The sequence below is a fragment of the Xanthomonas sp. LF07-6 genome (genome assembly GCF_034105445.1).
Lineage (GTDB): Bacteria > Pseudomonadota > Gammaproteobacteria > Xanthomonadales > Xanthomonadaceae > Xanthomonas_A > Xanthomonas_A sontii.
In genome coordinates this window covers 496,028-518,151 of record NZ_JAXGGI010000001.1, presented here as the reverse complement: position 1 = coordinate 518,151, position 22,124 = coordinate 496,028, and the positions used below count along the sequence as shown (strand labels likewise).

At 69.8% G+C, this 22,124-nt stretch carries 17 protein-coding genes; 8 read left to right on the top strand and 9 right to left on the bottom strand.

The window, feature by feature from the left end; translation table 11 throughout:
• Positions 1–89: 89 nt before the first annotated feature.
• Complete coding sequence (locus SLW56_RS02120) at positions 90–1,730, top strand: acyl-CoA dehydrogenase family protein (protein WP_267085126.1); 1,641 nt, start codon at positions 90–92, stop codon at positions 1,728–1,730.
• Between the two features lie 694 nt (positions 1,731–2,424).
• On the opposite strand, the gene SLW56_RS02115 is transcribed toward SLW56_RS02120, so the two are convergent.
• From SLW56_RS02115 to SLW56_RS02090, 6 genes are all read right to left on the bottom strand, one after another.
• Complete coding sequence (locus tag SLW56_RS02115) at positions 2,425–2,787, bottom strand: hypothetical protein (protein WP_017916930.1); 363 nt, start codon at positions 2,785–2,787, stop codon at positions 2,425–2,427.
• The gene (locus SLW56_RS02110; protein WP_152246412.1) at positions 2,784–3,329 is read right to left on the bottom strand and encodes a polymer-forming cytoskeletal protein; all 546 of its coding nucleotides are present in this window, start codon (positions 3,327–3,329) and stop codon (positions 2,784–2,786) included. Before SLW56_RS02110 ends, SLW56_RS02115 begins: the two co-directional genes overlap by 4 nt.
• Before the next feature lie 104 nt (positions 3,330–3,433).
• On the bottom strand, positions 3,434–5,143 hold the full coding sequence (locus SLW56_RS02105; protein ID WP_295908476.1) for a diguanylate cyclase: 1,710 nt from the start codon (positions 5,141–5,143) through the stop codon (positions 3,434–3,436).
• A gap of 127 nt (positions 5,144–5,270) precedes the next feature.
• Positions 5,271–5,624, bottom strand: coding sequence for a hypothetical protein (locus tag SLW56_RS02100; RefSeq protein ID WP_017908416.1), 354 nt, complete (start codon positions 5,622–5,624; stop codon positions 5,271–5,273).
• A gap of 569 nt (positions 5,625–6,193) precedes the next feature.
• Entirely contained in the window at positions 6,194–6,535 is a 342-nt protein-coding gene (locus SLW56_RS02095; RefSeq protein ID WP_048490955.1) for a hypothetical protein, read from the bottom strand.
• A 122-nt stretch (positions 6,536–6,657) separates the two neighbouring features.
• Complete coding sequence (locus tag SLW56_RS02090) at positions 6,658–7,833, bottom strand: thiolase family protein (RefSeq protein WP_320694285.1); 1,176 nt, start codon at positions 7,831–7,833, stop codon at positions 6,658–6,660.
• Positions 7,834–8,037: 204 nt separating this feature from the next.
• Here SLW56_RS02090 and SLW56_RS02085 point away from each other — a divergent pair, with 204 nt between their 5' ends.
• On the top strand, positions 8,038–10,863 hold the full coding sequence (locus tag SLW56_RS02085; protein WP_295968394.1) for an autotransporter serine protease: 2,826 nt from the start codon (positions 8,038–8,040) through the stop codon (positions 10,861–10,863).
• Between the two features lie 127 nt (positions 10,864–10,990).
• Here SLW56_RS02085 and SLW56_RS02080 read toward each other — a convergent pair whose 3' ends face one another.
• Both SLW56_RS02080 and SLW56_RS02075 read right to left on the bottom strand, forming a co-directional pair.
• A complete protein-coding gene (locus SLW56_RS02080; protein ID WP_148828776.1) occupies positions 10,991–12,091 on the bottom strand; it encodes a Glu/Leu/Phe/Val dehydrogenase dimerization domain-containing protein in 1,101 nt (366 codons plus the stop codon).
• Positions 12,092–12,589: 498 nt separating this feature from the next.
• Positions 12,590–12,907, bottom strand: coding sequence for a hypothetical protein (locus SLW56_RS02075; RefSeq protein WP_267121180.1), 318 nt, complete (start codon positions 12,905–12,907; stop codon positions 12,590–12,592).
• 219 nt (positions 12,908–13,126) lie between these two features.
• Here SLW56_RS02075 and SLW56_RS02070 point away from each other — a divergent pair, with 219 nt between their 5' ends.
• The 5 genes from SLW56_RS02070 to SLW56_RS02050 all read left to right on the top strand — a co-directional run bounded on the left by SLW56_RS02070 (position 13,127) and on the right by SLW56_RS02050 (position 20,168).
• A complete protein-coding gene (locus SLW56_RS02070) occupies positions 13,127–16,690 on the top strand; it encodes a methylmalonyl-CoA mutase family protein (RefSeq protein ID WP_320694284.1) in 3,564 nt (1,187 codons plus the stop codon).
• A gap of 156 nt (positions 16,691–16,846) precedes the next feature.
• Positions 16,847–17,332, top strand: coding sequence for a nuclear transport factor 2 family protein (locus SLW56_RS02065; RefSeq protein ID WP_267085120.1), 486 nt, complete (start codon positions 16,847–16,849; stop codon positions 17,330–17,332).
• 336 nt (positions 17,333–17,668) lie between these two features.
• Positions 17,669–18,706, top strand: a complete 1,038-nt coding sequence (locus SLW56_RS02060; protein ID WP_267099097.1) for an HDOD domain-containing protein — start codon at positions 17,669–17,671, stop codon at positions 18,704–18,706.
• Positions 18,707–19,017: 311 nt separating this feature from the next.
• Positions 19,018–19,779, top strand: coding sequence for a M50 family metallopeptidase (locus SLW56_RS02055; protein WP_320694283.1), 762 nt, complete (start codon positions 19,018–19,020; stop codon positions 19,777–19,779).
• The gene (locus SLW56_RS02050; protein ID WP_267116740.1) at positions 19,731–20,168 is read left to right on the top strand and encodes a hypothetical protein; all 438 of its coding nucleotides are present in this window, start codon (positions 19,731–19,733) and stop codon (positions 20,166–20,168) included. The genes SLW56_RS02055 and SLW56_RS02050 overlap by 49 nt, the downstream gene beginning before the upstream one ends.
• Positions 20,169–20,339: 171 nt before the next feature.
• Here SLW56_RS02050 and SLW56_RS02045 read toward each other — a convergent pair whose 3' ends face one another.
• Complete coding sequence (locus SLW56_RS02045) at positions 20,340–20,828, bottom strand: pyridoxamine 5'-phosphate oxidase family protein (RefSeq protein WP_010342308.1); 489 nt, start codon at positions 20,826–20,828, stop codon at positions 20,340–20,342.
• A 289-nt stretch (positions 20,829–21,117) separates the two neighbouring features.
• On the opposite strand from SLW56_RS02045, the gene SLW56_RS02040 reads away from it, so the two are divergent.
• The gene (locus SLW56_RS02040) at positions 21,118–22,092 is read left to right on the top strand and encodes a lipase family protein (protein WP_152238439.1); all 975 of its coding nucleotides are present in this window, start codon (positions 21,118–21,120) and stop codon (positions 22,090–22,092) included.
• Positions 22,093–22,124: the final 32 nt, after the last annotated feature.

The window sequence follows — 22,124 nt, the reverse complement described above, 5'->3', positions numbered from 1 at the left end:
GTGTGCAGGAGATGAGAATCCGCCCCGCGCGTTCGCGGCGACGCGACGGATCGGCCACAATGCGTGCAGCGCTTCTGGGAGGGAGATGCATGCACACGGACCTGCCGGCGTTCGCCACGCATACGGTCGACAATCAGCCGCCACCGTTCGAACCGCGCGATCTTTGGGCCGACGACGCGGCGCTGCGTGAGGCCTGCGCACGCGAGGGCGCGGACGGCTTCGCGGCGACGCTGGCGCAGTACGGCGTGCTGGCCGGCGATGCGCTATATCGGCTTGGCTTCGACGCCAACCGCGACCGTCCGCGGCTGCGCACGCACGATCGCTACGGCCACCGCATCGACACGGTCGAGTTTCACCCGGCCTATCACCAGTTGCTGGACGCGGCCAAGCGCCATGGCGTGGCCGGGCTGTCCTGGCACAGCCCGCAGCCGGGCGCGCATGTGGCGCGCGCGGCGCTGAGCTACCTGCACCACCAGGCCGAAGCCGGCACCAGTTGCCCGCTGACCATGACCCATGCTGCGGTCGCGGTGTTGCGCCAGGACCCGGCCTTGCGTGAGTGGGCCGACAAGGCCGCCGCACCGCACTACGACCCGCGCGATGTGCCGATCGCCGACAAGGCCGGCATCACCCTGGGCATGGGCATGACCGAGAAGCAGGGCGGCTCGGACGTGCGCCGCAACGCCACCGTCGCCACGCCGCTGGACGGCGCCGGCGCGTACAGTCTGGTCGGGCACAAGTGGTTCTTCTCCGCACCGATGTCCGACGGCTTCCTGGTGCTGGCGCAGGCGCCGGGCGGCCTGACCTGCTTCCTGCTGCCACGGCGCCTGCCCGATGGGCAGCTCAACGCGCTGCGGCTGATGCGGCTGAAGGACAAGCTGGGCGACTGGTCCAACGCGTCCAGCGAAGTCGAGTTCGCCGGTGCCTGGGCGCAGCGCGTCGGCGAGGAAGGGCGTGGCGTGGCGCGGATCATCGGCATGGTGATGCTGACCCGGCTCGACTGCATGCTCGCCGCCGCCGCGCAGATGCGCATGGCGCTCGCCCAGGCGCTGCACCACGCGCGGCATCGCATCGCGTTCGGCAAGCGCCTGGTCGAGCAGCCGCTGATGCGCAACGTGCTGGCCGATCTGGCCCTGGAATCGGAAGCCGCCACCGCGTTCGCGCTGCGCGTGGCCCGCGCAGTGGACGCGGCCGACACCGATGCCGCCGAGGCCGCATTCGCGCGCATCGCCACCGCGCTGGGCAAGTATTGGCTGTGCAGGCGCGCGCCGGCCTTCGTTAACGAGGCGCAGGAATGCCTGGGCGGCGCCGGCTACGTCGAGGAGTCGATCCTGCCGCGGCTGTACCGGCAGGCGCCGCTGAATTCGATCTGGGAGGGGAGCGGCAACATCCAGTGCCTGGACGTGCTGCGTGCGCTGGCGCGCGAGCCGGCCAGCGCGGCCTCGGTCCTGGCGGAGCTGCAGACCGCGGCCGGCAGCGACCGGGCCTATGACGCGGCGCTGGACGCACTGCGCGCGTCGCTGTCCGGCAACGCCGAAGTGGACGAGTACAGCGCACGGCGCCTGGCCGAACGCGTCGCGCTGGCCTTGCAGGCCGCGCTCCTGCTGCGCAGCGGCAGTCCGGCCGCCACTGTGTTCGTGCAAAGCCGACTGGCCGGCGCGCATGGCCTGGCGTTCGGCACGCTGGAGCCGGGTGTGCCGGTCGAGGAACTGCTGATGCGTGCGTTGCCGTAGGCGTGTGGCATGCCGACGCACCGCGCCGTCGCCAAGTGGGAAATGAGTGGGCCGGCACTTCCTTCTCCCTCCGGGACCACGGCCCCCTTTTTGGGGGAAGGTGCCCCGAAGGGGCGGATGAGGGTACGGCTGCCAGCCTAGTCAGGCAGCAAGTGCAGCGATCACCGGCGTCGCGCGACCGTACCCTCACCCCAACCCCTCTCCCGACGGGAGAGGGGCTCAGCTTCTGCAATGCCATGAGCTGCGGTATGAAGGCCAGCGCGCCCTCGACATGTGGAAAAGCGGGCCGGCACTTCCTTCTCCCTCCGGGAGAAGGTGCCCCGAAGGGGCGGATGAGGGTACGGCTGCCAGCCTAGTCAGGCAGCAAGTGCAGCGATCACCGGCGACGCGCGGCCGTACCCTCACCCCAACCCCTCTCCCGGTGGGAGAGGGGCTAAGCGTCTGCGATGCCATGGGCGTGCATGGCGGCCTATCGCGCCGCGCCGGGTAGAAAGCGGACCAGCGGCGCCTCCTTCTCCCTTCGGGAGAAGGTGCCCCGAAGGGGCGGATGAGGGTATGGCAGCCAGCGTCGCCATGCAGCAAGTGCGGTGGTCACAGGCGGCGAACGATCATACCCTCACCCCAACCCCTCTCCCGGTGGGAGAGGGGCTAGGCTCTTACGAATCCCCAATCCCCAATCCCAGCGCCACAGACGCTAGTGCTTTCCGCGCTTCCCACCCCGCACCGGCGTCGCCTCGACCGACAGCGTGAAACTGCGCTCCTCGCCGTCGAGCATGGCGCCGACGCCGACCAGTTGGCGCTTGATTTCCTCGCCGCGGCCGTTGCGGATGCTCACCAACACGGTGTACTCCCAGGCGCTGCCGTCGGCCGGGTGGCGGATGCTCCCTTCCACCCGCAGTGGCACCAGCGCCGATGGCGCCGACTGCTGCAGCACCGCCGAATCGAAGCGCAGGTGGTGCTTGCACGCCGGGCAGACGCTGGCGCTCTCGAGAATGGTGGCCTTGCAGTGCGGGCAGGTCCGGGTCGCCCCCGGACTGCCGGGACGCGGGCTGCTCATGCGCCGGCGTCGGACTCCGCGGGCTTGCCGCCCTTGCGGGCATGTTTGTCGTCGTCCCAGCCGAAGTCGGCCTGGCCGCGCATGCGCGAGCCGGCGGCCACGGTCAGCGAGCCGGCCTTGACGTCGCCGATCAGCGCGCCGGACGCAAGCAGCTCCACCCGCGAGGCCGATTCGATGTTGCCTTCCAGCTCGCCGGCGATCACCACCTTGTCGGCGCGCACGCCGCCGCTGAGCTTGGCGCCGGTCTCGATGGTGAGGTCGCCCTGCACGTTGACGTCGCCCTTGAACTTGCCGGCGATGCGGATGTGGCCGGTGCCCTCGATCTTGCCCTCGATACTGATGTCGGCGGCGATCAGCGATTCCTTCGCGGCGGGTGCCGGCGCAGGGGCGCGGGCGGCAGGGGCGGCGGCGGCGACCGCGGCGAGCGGTTCGCCCGGGGCGGCATCGCCCGGCGGGCGCGGCTCCGGCGGTAACGCGCCATTGCCGGGAACGGGCGGCAGGCCATCCTTGCGCGCAGGACCCTGGTCTTTCCAGATGGACATGGGCTGTCGTCTCCAGTCGGGGGAAGCGCGACTATCGCCGCTCTATCGCGTCGGTTTTGTGACGCTTTCTTCAAAACGGCGGCCCGACTGCGACCGCCGCCGGTTCAGCCCATGCCGTCCAGCGTCGGGTCGTAGGCCTGCACCTGGTTGCGGCCGCAGCGCTTGGCCCGGTACAGCGCCGCATCGGCCTTGCGCAGCAGGGTGGTGGCGACCACGCCGTCGCGCGCATAGCTGGCCACGCCGATCGACATGGTCACCGCCGGCAGCGCCTTGCCTCCCACGGTCGCGCTCAATTGCTGGGCAGCGCTGCGGATCTGCTCGGCGATGGCCTGCGCCTGTTCCGGCCCTGTCTCCGGCAGGATCACCGTGAACTCCTCGCCGCCGTAGCGGCAGGCGATGTCCTCGCCGCGCAGCCGCGTCGACAGCATCTGCCCGACCGCGGCCAGCAGGGCGTCGCCGCCGCCATGGCCGTGCAGGTCGTTGAACTGCTTGAAGTGGTCCACGTCCAGCATCAGCAGCGACAGCGGCATCTGCCGGCGTCCGCAGCGGGCCAGTTCGTGGTTGAGCGATTCTTCCAGGTAGCGCCGGTTGAACAGGCCGGTGAGCGGGTCGCGGATCGACTGCAGACGCAGCGACTCGCGCAGGCGCAGGTTGCTCAACGCCAGCGACAGCTGCTCGGCGGCGGCCTCGGCGATGGCGATGCGCGGCAGCGGACCGGTGCCGCGCCCGGCCAGGAACACGAAGCCCAATTGCGTGCCCTGCGCGGACAGCGGGATGCAGGCGGTGCTGGCACCGGCGGCGTAGGGATCCTCGCGCAGATGCGCGCAGGCCGAGTCGTGGCCCTGCGCATGCACGAAATGGCTCTTGTCGCGGCGCAAGGCCCAGCAGTCCTGCGGCGCCACCGCCGGCTCGCTGCCGACCGGCGGCTGGCCCCAACTGACGATTTCCTCGGCGCGGTCGCGCGAGGCGCGCAGCAGGTAGACGCTGCCGCCGGTGTCGGGCATCAGCGCGGCGAGCAGGCGTGCGGTCACGGTCAGTGCCTCGGCCGGCTCCACGCAACTCTGCAGCAGTCCGGTATAGCGGCTGAGCGCGTTGAGGTCGGCACTGGTGCGCTCCAGCTCGGTGATGCTGGCTTCCATCTTCTCGTTGGCGACCGAGGCGGCCTGCTCGGCGTTGCTGCGGTTGCGCAGTTCGCGCAGCAGCAGCGCGTACACCACGCCGACGCTGCCCAGGCCGAACGGAATGCCGGCCAGGGCCAGCGCCAGCAACATGTCGGCGCTGCGCTGGTTGGAGGTGTCGCGGCTCTGCAGCAGCTGCAGTTCCACGTCGGTCATCTGCTGTACCTGATCGCGGACCGCGCTGGAACTCTGGTACACGCTGGGCGCCATCGCCCGCTGCAGCGCTTCCAGACCGTCGCGCTGGTACACCGCCAGCATCTGCCGCATCTGCACCAGTCGCGTGTTCACCAGTTGCTGCAGCATCTGCACATTGGCGATCTGCACGGGATTGTCGGCGACCAGCTTGCGCAGCTGCGCCAGTTGCCGCGGCACGCGTTCGGCGCTGTCGTAGTAGAGGCTCAGATAGGCCTGGTTGTCGGTCAACTCGTAGCCGCGCAACGAGGATTCGGTCATCAGCAAGGTGGATTGCACCTCGTCGATGTTGCGCAGCACTTCGTGGGTATGCGCGACGCGTGCGGCGTCGGAGATCGCGCGTTGCGCGCCGTAGAACACGCCGGCGCCGATCAGCACGAAGACCGCGGCGGAGAACAGCAGGGCTAGACGGGTCCTGGCCCGCACACGTTGGAGAATCGGCATCGCAAAAGTCTACTGTGACGCCGCGAACGCCTTGGACCGGCGTCACAAAAGACGCCTTGCCGGCACAGCGCGCGGCACGCGCTGCGCGGCAGAGGCCGCCCCCGCATGCACGGGGACGGCCAATGACTCAATGCTGCTCGCGGTCGCCGTTGTGCGGATCTTCGTTGGCGTTCTCGCGTGCCTTGTCGGCGACTTTCTGCGCCGCATTCGCCGTGGCCTCGCTGGCATCGGCCGCCATCTCCTTGGCTGCGGCCGAGGCATCCTTGACGGCATCGGAGTTGGCCGCACGGTGCGCGGCATCGCGCGCGTCGGCGGCGACCTCGCGCCCGGCCTGCGCGACCTGGCCGGCGGCTTCCTTGGCCGCTTCGCCGGTCTGTTCGGCAGCGACCTTGGCGTCGCGTTGTGCCTGCTGCGATTCGGGACCCTGGCAGCCGGCCAGTGCGAGGGCGCCCAGCAGCGCCACGATCGGGGTCTTGTTCATGCGGCTTCTCCGTCCACGGGTGGGTGACGCGGCGCAGCCTAGGCGGACGCGCATGCAGCCTGCGTCAAGGCGAAGCGGTGGCGCGGGGCAGTGTTCAGGAAGGCGCTGTCGCTGGTGGGGGAGGCGCCGTGGGGTGGGAGCCAGGCACTGCGATGCGCGCGGCTGCCGTCGCATGCGGGCCATGCGGATGTGCGGCGTCGGCGCGTACGCGACGCACGTGCATGGCGCGTGGCAGCGGTGCGCATCGACCGCATTGCTCGCCGCGGTCGGCGGTGCGGCGTGTCGTGCGGGTCATGCGTCGCGCTTGCAGGTGCGCAATGCGGTGACGATGCGATGGCGCGGAAAAATCCTGCGTGCGGGGACGCACGCTTGCGAGGTGATGTCAGCGGCAAACGACGATGCGGCAGTCGCGCGAGGCGAACATGCATGCGTTGCCACGCCGCCCTCCGGGAACACGCTGTGCCGGCACGCTGGTGGCGCCGTTGCCGTGCTGCCCGGCAAACGCCAGGCAAAGAAAAAGCCGCTGGCGGACCAGCGGCTCTTTCAGGACTGCAAAAAGCAAGAAGTGATTACTTCTTGGCTTCCTGAGCAGCGTCCTTCGCCTTGTCGGCGGTGTCTTCCGCAGCCTTGGCGGTGTCGGCAGCCTTGTCGGCAGCGGCATCGGTCGGGGCAGCGGCGGCAGCGGCCGAAGCGTCGGCAGCGGTGTTAGCGGCGGTCGCGGCGGTGTCGGCAGCGGCCTGAGCGGCGTCGGCGGTCGGGGCGCCGGCGGCAGCCGACTGGTCGGCAGCAGCCTGCGCGTCGGTGGCGGCTTCGTTAGCCGAAGCGGCGGCGTCCTGGGCCTGCTCCTGCTTCGAGCACGCGGCCAGGGCCAGGCCCAGGGCCATTGCGATCAGCAGCTTGTTGATGCTCATTGTGTCTATCCTCGTCGTTTAGTTAGGCAACGCGCGAATGCGCGCCCTCAACATGATGACAAGCCAAAGTCGGCTGTCAAGCGCACGCGCATTCATTTTTGTGTTTCAGGGGTTAATCCCAATCAAATCAATTCGATGGCGACCGCTGTCGCTTCGCCACCGCCGATGCACAGCGTCGCGATTCCGCGGCGGCCGCCACGGCTGCGCAACGCATTTAGCAATGTCACCAGCAGCCGCGCACCGGAGGCGCCGATCGGATGGCCGAGCGCGCAGGCGCCGCCATGGACGTTGACCTTGGCGTGTTCCAGGCCCAGTTCCTTGATCGGCACCATCGCCACCACGGCGAAGGCTTCGTTGATCTCGAACAGGTCGACGTCGTCCAGGCTCCAGCCGACCTGGTCAAGCAGCTTGCGGATCGCGCCCACCGGCGCGGTGGTGAACCATTCCGGCGCCTGCGAGAAGGTCGCATGGCCGACGATTCGCGCCAGCGGCGCGACGCCGCGGCGGGCGGCCTCGTCGGCGCCCAGCAGCACCAGCGCGGCGGCGCCGTCGGAGATGCTCGAGGAGCTGGCCGCGGTGACCGTGCCGTCCTTCTTGAACGCCGGCTTCAGCGCCGGGATCTTGGTCACGTCGGACTTGCCCGGCTGCTCGTCGCTGTCGACCCGTACCTCGCCCTTGCGGGTGGCCACGGCGACCGGGACGATCTCGTCGGAGAAGGCGCCATCGCGCTGCGCGGCCTGCGCGCGGTTCACCGATTCGATCGCGAACGCGTCCTGGTCCTGGCGGCTGAAGCCGAACTTCTCCGCGGTGGCCTCGCCGAACACGCCCATCGCCTGACCGTCGTCGGGATTGGTCAGGCCGTCCCAGGCCATGTGGTCGACCGCCTGGAAGTTGCCGTAGCGGTTGCCGGTACGCGAGTTCGGCAGCAGGTGCGGCGCGTTGCTCATCGACTCCATGCCGCCGGCGACGACGATGCTGGCCGAACCGGCCTTGATCAGGTCGTGTCCGAGCATCACCGCCTTCATGCCCGAGCCGCAGACCTTGTTGATGGTGGTGGCGCCGGTGGCGTCGGGCACGCCGGCCGCGCGCGCGGCCTGGCGCGCCGGGGCCTGGCCGAGGTTGGCCGGCAGCACGCAGCCCATGATGACTTCGGAAACGTCGGCGGCGGGGATGCCGGACTGCTCCAGCGCGGCGCGGATGGCCGCGGCGCCCAGCGTCGGCGTGGGCACGCCGTTGAACTGGCCCAGGAACGCGCCGATGGCGGTGCGCTTGGCCGCGGCGATGACGATCTCGGTCATGGCAAACCCTTACGAAAGTGGTGTGCCGATTATCGGCCGCGGCGCGGGTTCTGCCAATTGCGTCCACTGCCGGGCCAGTCCTATGGTTTGCATTCCCGTGTAGATTTGACGTAGTTCAGCGCCGTCGTAGGCGGCCGCTAACGTGGGCAACACCGGCCGTATGGCCGGCAGACGACATTTGAGGGGAAGAACATGCGGGCATTGATGGCACGGTCGCTGCTGGCGGCCGCGGTAGCGGTTGCGCTCACCTCGTGCGGTGGCGGCGGTGGCGGTGGCGGCAATCTGACCCATGGCAGCCCGCCACCGACCTCGCCGCCTCCGCCCCCACCACCGCCGCCTCCGCCGCCGCCGCCGACGTCGCCACCTCCGACCTCGCCGCCGCCGCCCCAGCCGGCGTTCGACGCGCACCTGACCCTGACCAATACGCTGGCCGCGCACAACGCCGGCTACGACGGCAGCGGTTACCGCATCGGCGTGGTCGACACCGGCGTCAACCGCAACCATCCGGCCCTGGCCGGGCGGGTGGTGTCGAACCTGATCTACGTCGATCCGAGCCAGAACAACACCAAGGTCGACGACGTCGACGGCCACGGCACCACCGTGGCGCAGCTGGCGGCAGGCAAGTCGGTCGGGCAGTGGCCGGGCGGCATCGCGCCGGGCGCGCAGATCGTGTCCGCGCGCATCATTTCCGATACGCCGCCCAAGGACGACGGCAGCGGCAGCGGCAACCAGGTCAGCGGCGGACTGGGCCTGACCCAGGTGCACCAGGACCTGATCAATGCCGGCGTCAAGGTGATGAACAACTCGTGGGGCGGCATCTACTGGACCGACCTGAACTCGACCAATGCCATCGCCGCCGAGTACCGCCCGTTCGTGCTCGGCAACGGTGGCCTGGTGGTGTTCGCCGCCGGCAACGAATCCAAGTCCACGCCCTCGGACATCGCTTCGCTGCCCAGCAAGGCCGGCCCCAACGGCACCCTGCCGGCGGCGGACCTGGAGCGCGGCTGGCTGGTGGTGGCGGCAACCGATTCGAGCACCGGCACGCAACTGGCCTCGTACTCCAACGCCTGCGGCGCGGCGATGCGCTACTGCCTGGTCGCGCCCGGCACCGAGGTGTTCGTCGATCCCAAGGCGACCACCTCCACCAGCAACCCCGACTACTACTACGGCAGCGGCACCTCGTTCGCGGCGCCGCTGGTGTCCGGTGCGGCGGCGCTGGTCTGGCAGGCCTTCCCGTACTTCACCAACGACCTGGTCCGGCAGACCCTGCTCGGCACCGCCACCGACCTGGGCACGCCCGGCGTGGACGCGACCTTCGGCTACGGCCTGCTCAACGTCGGCAAGGCGGTGCAGGGACCGGGCCGCTTCGACTGGGGTGACGTGACGGTGGGATTCACCGGCAATTCGACCTGGGCCAACAACATCGCCGGCAGCGGCGGGCTGATCAAGCAGGGCAGCGGCACGCTGAATCTCAGCGGCACCCAGAACACCTACAGCGGCGACACCCAGGTGCAGGGCGGCACGCTCAGCGCGGCCAGCCTGGGCAGCTCGAACGTGGCGATCAGCAATGGCGCCACCTTCGTCGGCGCCGGCGCGCTCGGCGGCAGCGTCGCCAATGCCGGCACCTTTCAGGTCGGTGCGGCCACGCTGAGCCTGAGCGGCAACTACGTGCAGAGCAGCAACGGCCGCCTGGCGCTGCTGGTCGGCGACAAGCTCTCGGTCGGCGGCAGCGCCACCCTGCAGGGCGGTTCGCTGTACGTGCTCGGCAAGCGCGACTACGTGGTCAACAACACCGCGTACACGGTGCTGCAGGCCAACGGCGGGCTCACCGGCACCTTCGCCTCGGTGACCACGCCGTCGAACGTGTTCCTGACCTCGTCGCTGTCCTACGACGCCACCAGCGCCTCGATCACCGTGCAGTCGCTGAGCGTCACCGCGGCCGCGGCCAGCTTCGGCAACATCACCGCCGCTACGCTGGCCTCGGCGACGCGCGTGGACGCGGCGTTCGCGCAGCTCAACACGCAGCTGAGCCACGACCCGGCCACGGTCGATGGCGCCCTGCTCAAGGCGGCCGGCGCGGTGCAGCAGTCGCCGAGCGTGGCGGCGGCGTCGGCAACGCTGCGCAGCCTGTCCGGCGAGGCGCATGCCGCGGCCACCGCGATGACCTTCGACACGATGGATCTGCAGCGGCGCGCGCTGTCCAGCCGCTTCGATACGCTGCTCGACCAGCCGCGCGCGGTCGGCGCCTGGAGTCAGCGCCTGGGCGAGACCGGGCAGGGCAGCTTCGCCGGCAGCCAGTTCCAGCTCGATGGCTGGCTGATGGGCCAGGACCTGCGTCTGGGCGAGCACGCGGTGGCCGGCTTCGCCTTCGGCGAGAGCCGCGCCAGCGACGCCGGCAGCCTGGACCGCAGCCGCAACCGCCAGGTGCAGGGCCAGGCCTATCTCGGCGCGATGGCGGGCAATGCGTACGCGCTGGCGCAACTGGGCAGCGGCCAGTACCAGCGCCAGCTCGACCGCAGCCTGCTGCTCGGCGACACCGTCGCCGACGCCTCCAGCCGTTATGCCGGTCGCTTCCTGTCCTCCAGCGTGGAGGTCGGCTATCGGCTCGGGCGCGGCCCGGCGTGGCTGACCCCGTATGCCGGCGCCGACTACAGCCGCATCGACAGCGATGGCTTCCGCGAACAGGGCGGCGATGGCTTCGGGCTGATGGCCGGTGCCGCCAGTTCCTCGCGCAGCCAGGCGTTGGCCGGCCTGCGCGGCGGATTCGGCGGGCGCGGCTGGTCGCTGCAGGGCTATGCCGAGTGGCAGCAGACGCTGGCCGCGCAGGGGCTGGACCGGCAGGCCAGCTTCGTCGGCGTGAACGCGTGGGCGCCGCTGGTGGACCTGCAGCCGGCGCGCTCCGGCGGCCTGTTCGGCGCCAGCCTGCAGACGCGCTGGAATGGGGCGTTGCTGGGGCTGGGTTACGACCAGCGCTTCGGCCCGCGCGGCGACGACCGCGCGGTGTCGCTGCGCTATCGCCTGGGCTTCTGAGTTCCGGTGCCCGAACCGGCGCGTGCTGCGCCGGTGCGGGGTCGATCAGTCAGTCAAGCAGGGCCGGGACGTCCCGGCCCTGCGATCTGCGGCCTCCCGCCTGCGGCGCAGGCGGCGGCGCGAGGCATCACTCGCCGCGCAGGTGGCCCATCGAGCGCGGTGCGGTACGGCCCAGCGGCAGCTTGAGCTTGCCGATCGCCTGCATGCGCGCCTCGGCGATGCGGTCGGCGGCCTGTTGCGGCGGAATGTTCTCGCGCTCGGAGAGGTCGAAGATCTTGCCGAGGTTGTGGTACATGCTGCGGATCAGCCGCATCGCGCGTTCGCGGTTGTAGCCGTCGATCTCCAGCGACACGTTCATGACGCCGCCGGCGTTGACCGCGTAGTCGGGCGCGTAGAGGATGCCGCGGCGGTGCAGTTCCTCGCCGACCGCGGCATTGGCCAACTGGTTGTTGGCGGTGCCGCAGACGATCTTGACCTTGAGCCGCGGCAGCTTGGCCTCGTCGAGCGCGCTCTCCATGGCGCACGGCGCCAGCACGTCGGCGGCGACGTCGTAGATGTCGTCCGGGTCCACCGCTTCGGCGCCGTATTCGGCCACCGCGCGCGCGACCAGCGCCGGGTCCAGGTCGGTCACGTACAGCTTGGCGCCGCGTTCCTTGAGCAGCTTCACCAGCTCCATGCCGATGTGGCCCAGGCCCTGCACGGCGATGCTGGTCTTGCCGATCTCCTCGTGGCCGAACTTGCGCTGCAGCGACGCCATCAGCGCCTGCAGCGCGCCGTAGGCGGTGAACGGGGCCGGGTCGCCGGAGCCGCCGTGCACCTGGTGCACGCCGGTGACGTACTCGGTCTCCAGGTAGATCTGCTCCATGTCGTTGACGTCGGTGCCGACGTCCTCGGCGGTGATGTAGCGGCCGCCCAGCGAATCGACGTAGCGGCCGAAGGCACGAAACAGCGCTTCGGACTTGTCGCTCTTCGGGTCGCCGATGATCACCGCCTTGCCGCCGCCGATGTTGAGCCCGGCCAGCGCGTTCTTGTAGGTCATGGTGCGGCTGAGCCGCAGCGCGTCCTGCAGGGCGGACTCGGTGTTGGCGTAGGGGCGCATGCGCACGCCGCCCAGCGCCGGGCCGAGCACGGTGTTGTGGATGGCGATGATCGCCTGCAGTCCCACGTCGCGGTTGTGGCAGAAGACGACCTGTTCGTGGCCGGTATTGGCTAGCGTTTCGAAAAGCATGGGGGCTCCGCTGGCGTTGCAGGTGTCGGACACCATGGTCCAGGAACGTGCCTGGTGGGTGGCGCAAAACAAAAACGCGACGGTTCCGGAACAGGCCCTGAGCGTCGCGATGCCGACATTTTAAAGCAATTGCCGGCCGCCGGTGCGACGGCGCCGCGGCCACGCGCGGGAATCTCGCGGCTCTGTGCGACGCCAGTCGGGCAGGTGGCGCGCCGGTTCGCCGGGCGGCTTGCGTGGTGGCGGGACGCGAGCTTCTGCGGCAATGGCGCTGGGCACCCGGGTGCGGGCGGTGCGATGGCGGATCTGGTCGGTCGAGTGCTGACGGTGGCCGAGCCGGTGCAGTGGCACGGGACGAGCGCCGGCGCCGTGGGGCGGCAGCGGTCGGTAGCCGTGATTGGCAGCGGTGGGCCCGTACCGCCGCGGCCCCGCATGCCGCCGCGGTGTGGGCCGCGATCGCCGCCGGCACGGCGATCGCGGGCCCGGTTCGGTGAGCTGGGATTAGTGACGTACCCAATAGCCGGCGTGGAAGCGATAGGCGGGGCCGTAGTGCTCCCAGCGCGGACCGACATAGACGTAGCCCGGCCGTTCCACCACGTAGCGGCCGGCGACCCAGACGTGGTGGCGTCCGTTCCATTGCCAGTAGCCGGGCATCCAGACATAGCCGGGCCGCACCACCACCCGTTCCACCCGAGGCGGCGGCGGAGCGGTGCGGACCGACAGTTCCACCACTTCGCGCGCCTGCGCGGGCGCGGCGGCCATGGCGCCGGCGAGCGCGCCGCCGAGCAGGGTGGCCAGCAACAAGGGACGAGCGAACATGCGATGTCTCCGAAGGCATCGGCGGGCTGCCGACGCGGGAGGAAACGCCGCGACCGGCACGGTTGTTGACGCGTTTCCGAGGGCGTATTCATGCAGCGGATAGCCAGGTGCAGCGGCGTGCTAGCCGCCAGTGGACGCAGGTCTGCATGCTGCAGCGCAACCTGCCCGTGTCGCGCTGCGCGCCTAGAATCGCGGCATTCTCTTTTCGATGTCCGCACGATGAGCCTTCCCGCGTCCCGCGTTCCGTTGCTGCAGACCGACGCCAGTCCCCTGCGTTTCGTCACCGCCGCCAGCCTGTTCGACGGCCACGATGCGGCGATCAACATCATGCGCCGCCTGATCCAGGCGCAGGGCGCCGAGGTGATCCATCTCGGCCACAACCGCAGCGTCGAGGATGTGGTGCGCGCGGCGCTGCACGAGGATGCCGACGCGATCGCGCTGTCGTCCTACCAGGGCGGGCACGTGGAGTACTTCAAGTACATGGTCGACATGCTGCGCGAGCGCGGCGCCGGCCATGTACGCGTGTTCGGTGGCGGTGGCGGCACCATCACGCCCGAGGAGATCGCCGAACTGCAGGCCTATGGCGTGGAGCGCATCTACCACCCCAACGACGGCATGAAGATGGGCCTGGTGGAGATGATCGAGGACGTGGTGGCGCGTGCCGGGCAAGGGCGCGAGACCGCGGCGGAGGCGCGTGGCGCGACGCCGGCCGGCTCCCCGCTGCCGGACATCGACGACGAGATCGGCATCGGCCGGATGCTGTCGGCGATCGAGGACGGCGCGTTCTCGGAGGCGGAACTGGCGCTGTTGCGCAAGCAGTGGCAGTCCGGCACGGCGTCCGCGGCGGAGTCGCGCAGTCGGCGCGCCGCGCCCGTGCTCGGCCTCACCGGCACCGGCGGTGCCGGCAAGTCCTCGGTCACCGACGAACTGCTCAACCGCTTCCTGGCCAGCTTCCCGCAGATGCGCATCGCGGTGGTCTCGGTCGACCCGAGCCGGCGCCGCACCGGCGGCGCGCTGCTCGGCGACCGCATCCGCATGAACGCGCTGCGCAGCCCGCGCGTGTACATGCGTTCGATGGCCACGCGGCGCCAGCACGCCGCCACCAACCGGGTGCTGAAGGACTGCATCGCGTTGTTGAAGGCGGTCGGCTACGACCTAGTGATCGTGGAGACCGCCGGCATCGGCCAGAGCGATTCGGAGATCGTCGACCTGGTGGATTTCCCGGTGTACGTGATGACCAGCGACTACGGTGCGCCGAGCCAGCTGGAGAAGATCGACATGCTCGACTTCGCCGAACTGGTGGTGCTGAACAAGTACGACCGGCGCGGCGCCGAGGACGCGCTGCGCGACGTGCGCAAGCAGTGGCGGCGCAACCGCGCGGCGTTCCAGTTGGAGGACGAGGCGGTGCCGGTGTATCCGACCATCGCCAGCCAGTTCAACGACCCGGGCGTGAGCTGGATGTTCGTCAATCTGTGCCGCCTGCTGCGCGACAAGCTGACGGCGCAGGCCGATGCCGCCGCTGGCCCGCCGGCGCACTGCGATTTCCGCCCGCAGCTCGACACCACGCTGAAGGAGCCGCGCGCCACCGTGCTGATCCCCGGCGCGCGCGTGCGCTACCTGGCCGAGATCGCCGAGCAGGGGCGCGCCCTCAATGCCGGCGTGCTGCGCCAGGCCGAGGCCGCCGACCGTGCCCAGGCGTTCTGGCAATCGCTGCACGAACTGCAGGATCCGCAGTTGCCGGCGCAACTGGAACTGTATGCGGCGCAGGATCTGCTGCCGGCGTCGCGTGCATCCGCCGATGCGTCCGCTGATGCCGTCGACGCCAGCCTGCTGCTCCTGCGCCAGCGCTACAACGATGCGCTGCAGTCGCTGTCCAGCGAGTCGCTGAAGCTGCTGCGCGAGTGGCCGCAGCGGCTGAAGTCGATCACCGACCCGGTCACCGAGTATGCAGTGCGCGGCAAGCCGATCCGGGTGGAGAACTACCGGGAGTCGCTGAGCCACCAGTCCATTCCGAAGATCGCCGCGCCGCGCTACAAGAGCTGGGGCGAACTGCTGACCTTCCTCGGCAAGGAGAACCTGCCCGGCAGCTATCCGTACACCGGCGGCGTGTATCCGTACCGGCGCACCGGCGAGGATCCGATCCGCATGTTCGCCGGCGAGGGCACGCCCGAGCGCACCAACCGGCGCTTCCACTACCTGAGCGTCGGCCAGCCGGCCGCACGCCTGTCCACGGCCTTCGACAGCGTCACCCTGTACGGCGAGGACCCGGCGCCGCGCCCGGACATCTACGGCAAGATCGGCAACTCCGGAGTCAACATCCCGACCCTGGACGACATGAAGAAGCTGTACTCCGGCTTCGACCTGTGCGCACCGACCACCAGCGTGTCGATGACCATCAACGGTCCGGCGCCGATGATCCTGGCGATGTTCATGAACACCGCCATCGACCAGCAGGTGGAGAAACATCTCAAGGCCGATGCGCAGCGCTGGACCCAGGCCGAGCAGACGCTGGCCCGCTTGTTCGAAGGCCGCGAACGCCCGCGCTATCACGGCGCGTTGCCGCCGGGCAACGACGGCCTCGGCCTGGCCCTGCTCGGGGTCAGCGGCGACCAGTTGCTGGACGCGGAGACCTACGCGCAGATCAAGGCGCAGACCCTGTCCAGCGTGCGCGGCACGGTGCAGGCCGACATTCTTAAGGAAGACCAGGCGCAGAACACCTGCATCTTCAGCACCGAGTTCGCGCTGCGCATGATGGGCGACATCCAGCAGTATTTCGTCGAGCAGAAGGTGCGCAACTTCTACTCGGTGTCGATCTCCGGCTATCACATCGCCGAGGCCGGCGCGAACCCGATCAGCCAGCTCGCCTTCACCCTCAGCAACGGTTTCACCATCGTCGAGTACTACCTGGCGCGCGGCATGCACATCGACGATTTCGCGCCGAACCTGAGCTTCTTCTTCAGCAACGGCATGGACCCGGAGTACACGGTGATCGGCCGCGTGGCGCGGCGGATCTGGGCGCGGGCGATGCGCGAGCGCTACGGCGGCAACGAGCGCAGCCAGATGATGAAGTACCACATCCAGACCTCGGGCCGTTCGCTGCACGCGCAGGAGATCCAGTTCAACGACATCCGCACCACGCTGCAGGCGCTGTACGCGCTGTTCGACAACTGCAACAGCCTGCACACCAACGCCTACGACGAGGCGATCACCACGCCGACCGAGGAAAGCGTGCGCCGCGCGGTGGCGATCCAGATGATCATCAACAAGGAGCTGGGGCTGAACTTCTGCGAGAACCCCTGGCAGGGCAGTTTCATCGTAGAGCAGCTCACCGATCTGGTCGAGGAAGCGGTGTACAAGGAGTTCGAGGCGATCAGCGAGCGCGGTGGTGTGCTCGGCGCGATGGACACCATGTACCAGCGCGGCAAGATCCAGGAAGAGAGCCTGTACTACGAACACAAGAAGCACGACGGCAGTCTGCCGCTGGTCGGGGTCAACACCTTCCTGCCCAAGGAGCATGCCGGCGAGACCGCGACCGAGATCGAGCTGATCCGCTCCACCGAGCAGGAAAAGGATCAGCAGATCGGCAACGTGCGCGACTGGCAGCAGCGCCGCAACGCGCTGGCGCTGGCCGCCGACGGCGCCGGTCTGGGCGCGCTGCAGCGCACCGCGCGCGAGCGCCGCAACGTGTTCGCGGCGCTGATGGAGGCGGTCAAGACCCACAGCCTGGGCCAGATCAGCCATGCGCTGTACGAGGTGGGCGGCGAGTATCGGCGCAACATGTAGGCGCCGACGGTCGTGGCTGCCGACGCCGGCGCGCCGGCGTCGGCGAGGGGGCTTGCCGCATGCGCTTCTGCGGCGCCGCGCCAGCGCATGCGGCAATCTTGCGGCCGCGGCCCGGGCGGTTTCATAGTGTCCCATCGATTCACGCAGAGGGTGCCGATGAAAGTCTGGGGAGCGTTGGCAGTGTTGGTGGCGTGCGCGGCGGCGACCCGCGCGGCGGAACCGGCCGGAGATGGGGTGGCGGGACCGCTGTTCGACACCGTCGCGGCGCTGGATGAGCGCCTGTTCGAGGCCTACAACCGCTGCGACTTGGCCGTGTTCGAGTCGATGTTCGTGCCGGACGTGGAGTTCTACCACGACACCGGCGGCGTCACCCGGGACCGCGCGAGCGTCGTCGACAACACGCGCAAATGGATCTGCGGCAAGGTCCGCCGCGAGTTGCTGCCCGGTACGTTGCGGGTCTATCCGATCAAGGACTTCGGGGCGATCGAGGAAGGCGAGCACCGCTTCTGCGAGCTGGCCAGCGGCCGCTGCGAGGGCATCGCCAAGTTCGTGATGGTGTGGCGCCAGGATCCGGACGGTTGGAAGTTGACGCGGGTACTCAGCTACGGGCATCGCACCGCGCCCGCACCGGCGCCGCACTGAGCGTGCGGGTGGCCGTCGCCCCCCATAGGGCGGCGTTCAAGCCCCATCGCCCCGACCAGATCCGCCACGTGCCGTCCGCAGGCGGCAGCGAGGAGCGGCGCCACAGGCTGATGGAGTGGTGCAGCGCGGTGTCGGCACGCCGCTTGCTTGCTGCTGAGTGGCGCGATCGCGCGTTGTCCATGACCGCCTCACGGCGGTCGGCCACCGCATCACGTCGGCGTTGCGCAGAAACCCGCGCGGCGTGCTTGAATGACATGGCGTGCCGCGTGGGCGCGCACCGGTGGCCGGGCGCGGGGACTTGGCGATGTTTTGCGGATGACGACGATCGTGCCGATCATGTGGATTGCCATCAGTGCGGGTGCGCTGATGCTGGGGGGCGGACTGTGGTGGTGGCTGCGGCGTGGCCTCGGCGATGCGACCGAGGCGCCGCAGGCGCGCGCCCATGCCGAGGATGCCGACGTATCCGCGGCACCGGCAGTGTCTGCACCCACCGCGCCAGCCGCGCCTGTTGCCCCGGTGGACCCGGGCCTCGACCCTTTCGCCGACCCGGCCCTGCTCGATCTGGATCCGGTGCCGGATGCCGCGATCCTGGCGCGTCTGTGCGAGCTGGCATTCGCCGGCCGGCCGGTGAGCACGTCGGCCACGCCTGCGCCGGCGGTCATGGCCGAGGCCGCCGCGGTGCTGGCGCGCATCGACGCGCATCCGCGCTACACGCCGCGACGCCCGCACCTGCTGCCGCAGCTCACCCGCGCGATCAACGACCCGACCGCCGGCGCCCATTCCATCGCCACGATCCTGGGCCAGGACCCGGCGCTGGCCGGCAACCTGCTGCGCATCGCCAACAGCGTCGTCTACCGCCGCCATCCCGAGCCGATCGAGAACCTGGAGCGGGCGGTGGCCCTGCTCGGCACCGAGGGCCTGCGCCAGATCGTGCTGGCGGCGCTGCTGCAACCGGTGATCGTCGACGACGGCAGCGTCTTCGGCCGCTGTGCGGCGGTGCTGTGGGAACACACCCTGCTGTCGGCGCACGCCGCCTCCCAAGTGCCCGACCGCGAGGATGCGAACGCCGCGCAGTTGCTGGCGCTGTTGTGCGGGTTGGGTGCGGTCTCGGTGGTGCAGGTGCTGCGCGATGTCCACGCACGCCACGCCGAGGCAGCGCCCACGCCGGCGGCGATGACCGAGATGCTGGAGGCCTGGTCGGCGCACTGCGCCAAGGCCATTTCCGCGGACTGGGGGCTGTCGCCGCGCGTGCAACGCGCCCTGGAGGAGCAGTCGGGCGACGCCGATGCGGCGACCATGAGTGCGCTCGGCCTGGCCCTGCGCCGGCATCGCGCTGCGGCGGCCGCGCAGCTGGCGGTGCGCTATCGCCGTTAGGTGGCGCCGTTGCGTGGTCCAGCCAGTGATTGGTCGAAACGTGCGGCAGAGCGGGCGGGTGCCGAAGTGATGCGCGGCTACCGGGCGATGCGACGGGAGGTCGGCGCAGCCGACAGCGCGAGACAGCATGCGCCGACGCAGGCGCGGATCCCTGTCGTGTCCACGCTGGCGCCGAGGCTGATCTGCTTGCTGGCGCCGTTGGCGACGATCGCCGTCCATGAAGGTGGCGCCCTGCTGGCGGCGCCTGCGCATGCATGCGCTGCGCAGTTCCGGCTTGGCAGGTGGCCGCTCGGTGCCGCGCGGAGCCGGTCATGAGTTCGGCCGGGACAACACGCGGCGCGTGGATGCCATCGCCCTGGCTCAATCGGCTCCTGACAGGCGTGCAGGGCGTGCTGTTGCTGATCGGCATCTCGGCGATGGCGGTCGGCGCTATCGCCCTGGTCCAGGGCGTCTGGGCACCGGGCATGGTCGAGTTGCCGGTGATCCTGCTCAGTCTTCCGCTGGCGGGCATGGCGACGGTGGCGCTGCACGAGTGCGGCCACGTGCTGGCGGCGCGTGCCGCGGGCATGACCGTCTACCTGATCCATATCGGCCCGCTGCAACTGCATGCGCGCCGCCGTGGCTGGAGGATGCGTTGGCGGCGCGTGCGTCCGGGCCATCCGATCGGTTTCGTGCTGCCCGTGCCGGATCCCTCCCTGTCGCTGCGCCGGCAGTATCGATTGACGATCGTCGGCGGGCCGGCGGCCAATCTGCTGGTGGCGTCGATCGCATGGCTTGCCGCGCGATGCGCCGGGGTCGACAGCAATCTGGGCGCATTCTGCGTTGGCATCGGCGTCCTCAACTTCGCGGTCGCGCTGATCAATCTGTTGCCGGTGCAGGGACGGTCGGGAGCAACCGACGGCTTGCAATGGGCGAATGTGGCGCAGTGGCACGAAGCGGATGCCCCGGCGTACGTGCTTGCAGAACTCAATGGGTGGACATGCCAGGGCGTCACCGCGACAGGCTGTCGCCGTCCCGCCTGGACGTGCTCGCACGCAGCGACCTGGCCTTGTGCCACAGCTGGTTTGCGTTGAAGGCGGCGCAACAGCGTGGTCAGTGGCGGCAAGCGGCGGAACTGCAACCGCAGATGGAACAGCGCCTCGCCGAGGCGGGGCACGCTGCCGCGCAATGGGAGACGCTGGTCATGCTGCTGCGGTGCGAATTCGCATTTTCGCGTGCAATGGCAGGAAGCGCCGAGATGGAGATGCTGGATGCGGGACTGACGGCGGAGGCGGACTGGATCGCTCCTGCGTTGCGCCCGCGCTGCCGGGCATTGATGGCCGTGTGGCACGCCGACCCGGCGGGGGCGCAGGCGTGGTTGCGGCTGGCGGAGGCGGTGGCCGAAGACCAGGTCGATCGTGCCCTGCGAGCCACCGAAGCCGTGCTGCGCGATGCGATTCGTGGACTGCTGAAGGCCGAATGACCCGTTGCTTCGGCGCGGTCGACGCCATGCGCCGCTTGCATGAAGCGCGGCGCGTTTTCTCGACCTCATGCAGACGCGATGCGCCCGGCGGGCAGGAGGCGGCCGGCCGAGCGGATGCACCGGCTGCACGCATGCAGCCGGCGCTACGGCGGCGTGGCGAGCGCGTCTACCTCAGCGCAGCGGCACGTCGGCGACCTTGTCCTGGTAGTCGCGCTTGGGGTCGATGCCGAACAGCACCTTGATGCCGGCCATCAGGCTGGAACCGTTGAGCCAGATCTGCGCGTGATCCGGGTCCAGGCGCAGCAGCGCCAGCTTCGGATCGTCCTTGCCCTGTTCGTACCAGGCGTCGATGAAGCCGTTCCACAGGCGCTCGATCACCGCCTGGTCGTTATCGACGCTGAGCGTGCCGCTGATGCTGGCGAACAGGTCGTGGTTCTTGGCGCTGAACGCCGCGATCACCCGCTGGCTCTGCGTCAGCTTCTGCACCAGCGCGTTGTCCTTGGAGGTGAAGAACCAGATCGGGCCGCCGCGATCGCCCTCGAACTGCGCGGTCATCGGCCGGGCGTGGCCGTCCTCGACGCCGTCCAGGCCCAGCATCACGGTGCGGTCGGACTTCAATGCCTTCCAGAATTTCTCTTCCAGTTCCTGCGGGCTGGCCATGCGGATCTCCGAACGGGCGACAGTGCCCGCCCGCACTGTGCCTGCGGGCGCGCGCGCAGGCCGTGACGGGAGGGTGCAGGCCACGTGCAGAGCCGGTGCGCGCGTACCTCTGTAGACAAGTGCGGCGACGCGCAGCGCGCTGCGATGCGTATCGAAGCATCGCGCCGATCCCCAGTGCTACTAAGCGACCACGCCACGCATGCAGCGTGGCGGACGGACCACGGTTCCGCAGGGAAGGCGTGTGCCGACTGCCCGCGGCACGCGCCGCTTTCCGACAGGACGTTTGCCGATGAGTGCGATTCCCGCGACGCAACCGCTGTTGCCGCCGCAACTGACCCTGGCGATGGCCGCCGCCAGCATCGCCGCCTACGCGGCCTACGAAGGCAAGCCGGTCTCGGCGCCGTCCGACTACCGTCTGGTCGCCCGCTGGTCCGGCTGGGATGGCGACCCGCTGGGGGGCAGCGAGGAGCTGTTCGGTCTGCTGTTCCGTTCCACCGCCACCGCCGGGACCTATCTGTTCGCGTTCCGCGGCACCGATTCGGACCTGGACATCTACGAGGACCTGGACTTCTCCACCACCGCCTTCGTGCCCAGCGCCGGTACCGTCACGCCGGTGCCGCAGGTGTCGGCCGGGTTCTACGGCATCTACAACGGCAGGGGCGGCGCCATGCGCGCCTCGATGCGCGCGCAGTTGTTCGCGCTGCTGGAGCACTTCGCGCCGACCCGGGTCTACGTCACCGGGCACAGCCTGGGCGGCGCGCTGAGCCAGTTGTTCTCGCTGGACCTGGCGCTGAGCCGGCCGGGGCTGCCCAGCCGCAACATCAACTTCTGCAGCCCGATGGTCGGCGACGCGAGCTGGGAACAGGCCTATGCCGCGCATATCGCCGCGGCCGACAGCACGCGCTGCTACAACTACTGGGACTACGCGCCGTCGCTGCCGCCGTCCATGTTCGGCTATGCGTCGGTGGGGCAGGCGTTCCGCACTGCCTACGACGTCAACGGCGCCTGGTTCCCGCATCTGCTGCCGCGCCACTCCATCGCCAACATGCAGGTCGTGCTGCAGCACGCCCTATGGCAGACGCCGCAGGCCTGGAGCGGGACCTTCGCCGACCAGACCGATCCGCAGCGGCTGATGCGCAGCCAGATCCCGCCCACCACGCCGCATCCGGCCTGGGCGGACATGGCGCTGACCGCGCGAGCGGCCGAGCAGGCGCTCGGCTTTCCGGAGGGGGCAGCGGCGTCGCCGGCGGCGGCCACGCCATGAGTGCGTGCGCGGCCTGGCGGCGCGCCCGTTGT

Coding starts and splice junctions, on each gene's coding strand:
- SLW56_RS02065 (WP_267085120.1), top strand. CDS start 16,847: ATGAAAGTCTGGGGAGCGTTGGCAGTGTTGGTGGCGTGCGCGGCGGCG.
- SLW56_RS02070 (WP_320694284.1), top strand. CDS start 13,127: ATGAGCCTTCCCGCGTCCCGCGTTCCGTTGCTGCAGACCGACGCCAGT.
- SLW56_RS02055 (WP_320694283.1), top strand. CDS start 19,018: ATGAGTTCGGCCGGGACAACACGCGGCGCGTGGATGCCATCGCCCTGG.
- SLW56_RS02085 (WP_295968394.1), top strand. CDS start 8,038: ATGGCACGGTCGCTGCTGGCGGCCGCGGTAGCGGTTGCGCTCACCTCG.
- SLW56_RS02080 (WP_148828776.1), bottom strand. CDS start 12,091: ATGCTTTTCGAAACGCTAGCCAATACCGGCCACGAACAGGTCGTCTTC.
- SLW56_RS02115 (WP_017916930.1), bottom strand. CDS start 2,787: ATGAGCAGCCCGCGTCCCGGCAGTCCGGGGGCGACCCGGACCTGCCCG.
- SLW56_RS02075 (WP_267121180.1), bottom strand. CDS start 12,907: ATGTTCGCTCGTCCCTTGTTGCTGGCCACCCTGCTCGGCGGCGCGCTC.
- SLW56_RS02120 (WP_267085126.1), top strand. CDS start 90: ATGCACACGGACCTGCCGGCGTTCGCCACGCATACGGTCGACAATCAG.
- SLW56_RS02110 (WP_152246412.1), bottom strand. CDS start 3,329: ATGTCCATCTGGAAAGACCAGGGTCCTGCGCGCAAGGATGGCCTGCCG.
- SLW56_RS02060 (WP_267099097.1), top strand. CDS start 17,669: ATGTGGATTGCCATCAGTGCGGGTGCGCTGATGCTGGGGGGCGGACTG.
- SLW56_RS02040 (WP_152238439.1), top strand. CDS start 21,118: ATGAGTGCGATTCCCGCGACGCAACCGCTGTTGCCGCCGCAACTGACC.
- SLW56_RS02105 (WP_295908476.1), bottom strand. CDS start 5,143: ATGCCGATTCTCCAACGTGTGCGGGCCAGGACCCGTCTAGCCCTGCTG.
- SLW56_RS02095 (WP_048490955.1), bottom strand. CDS start 6,535: ATGAGCATCAACAAGCTGCTGATCGCAATGGCCCTGGGCCTGGCCCTG.
- SLW56_RS02090 (WP_320694285.1), bottom strand. CDS start 7,833: ATGACCGAGATCGTCATCGCCGCGGCCAAGCGCACCGCCATCGGCGCG.
- SLW56_RS02100 (WP_017908416.1), bottom strand. CDS start 5,624: ATGAACAAGACCCCGATCGTGGCGCTGCTGGGCGCCCTCGCACTGGCC.
- SLW56_RS02045 (WP_010342308.1), bottom strand. CDS start 20,828: ATGGCCAGCCCGCAGGAACTGGAAGAGAAATTCTGGAAGGCATTGAAG.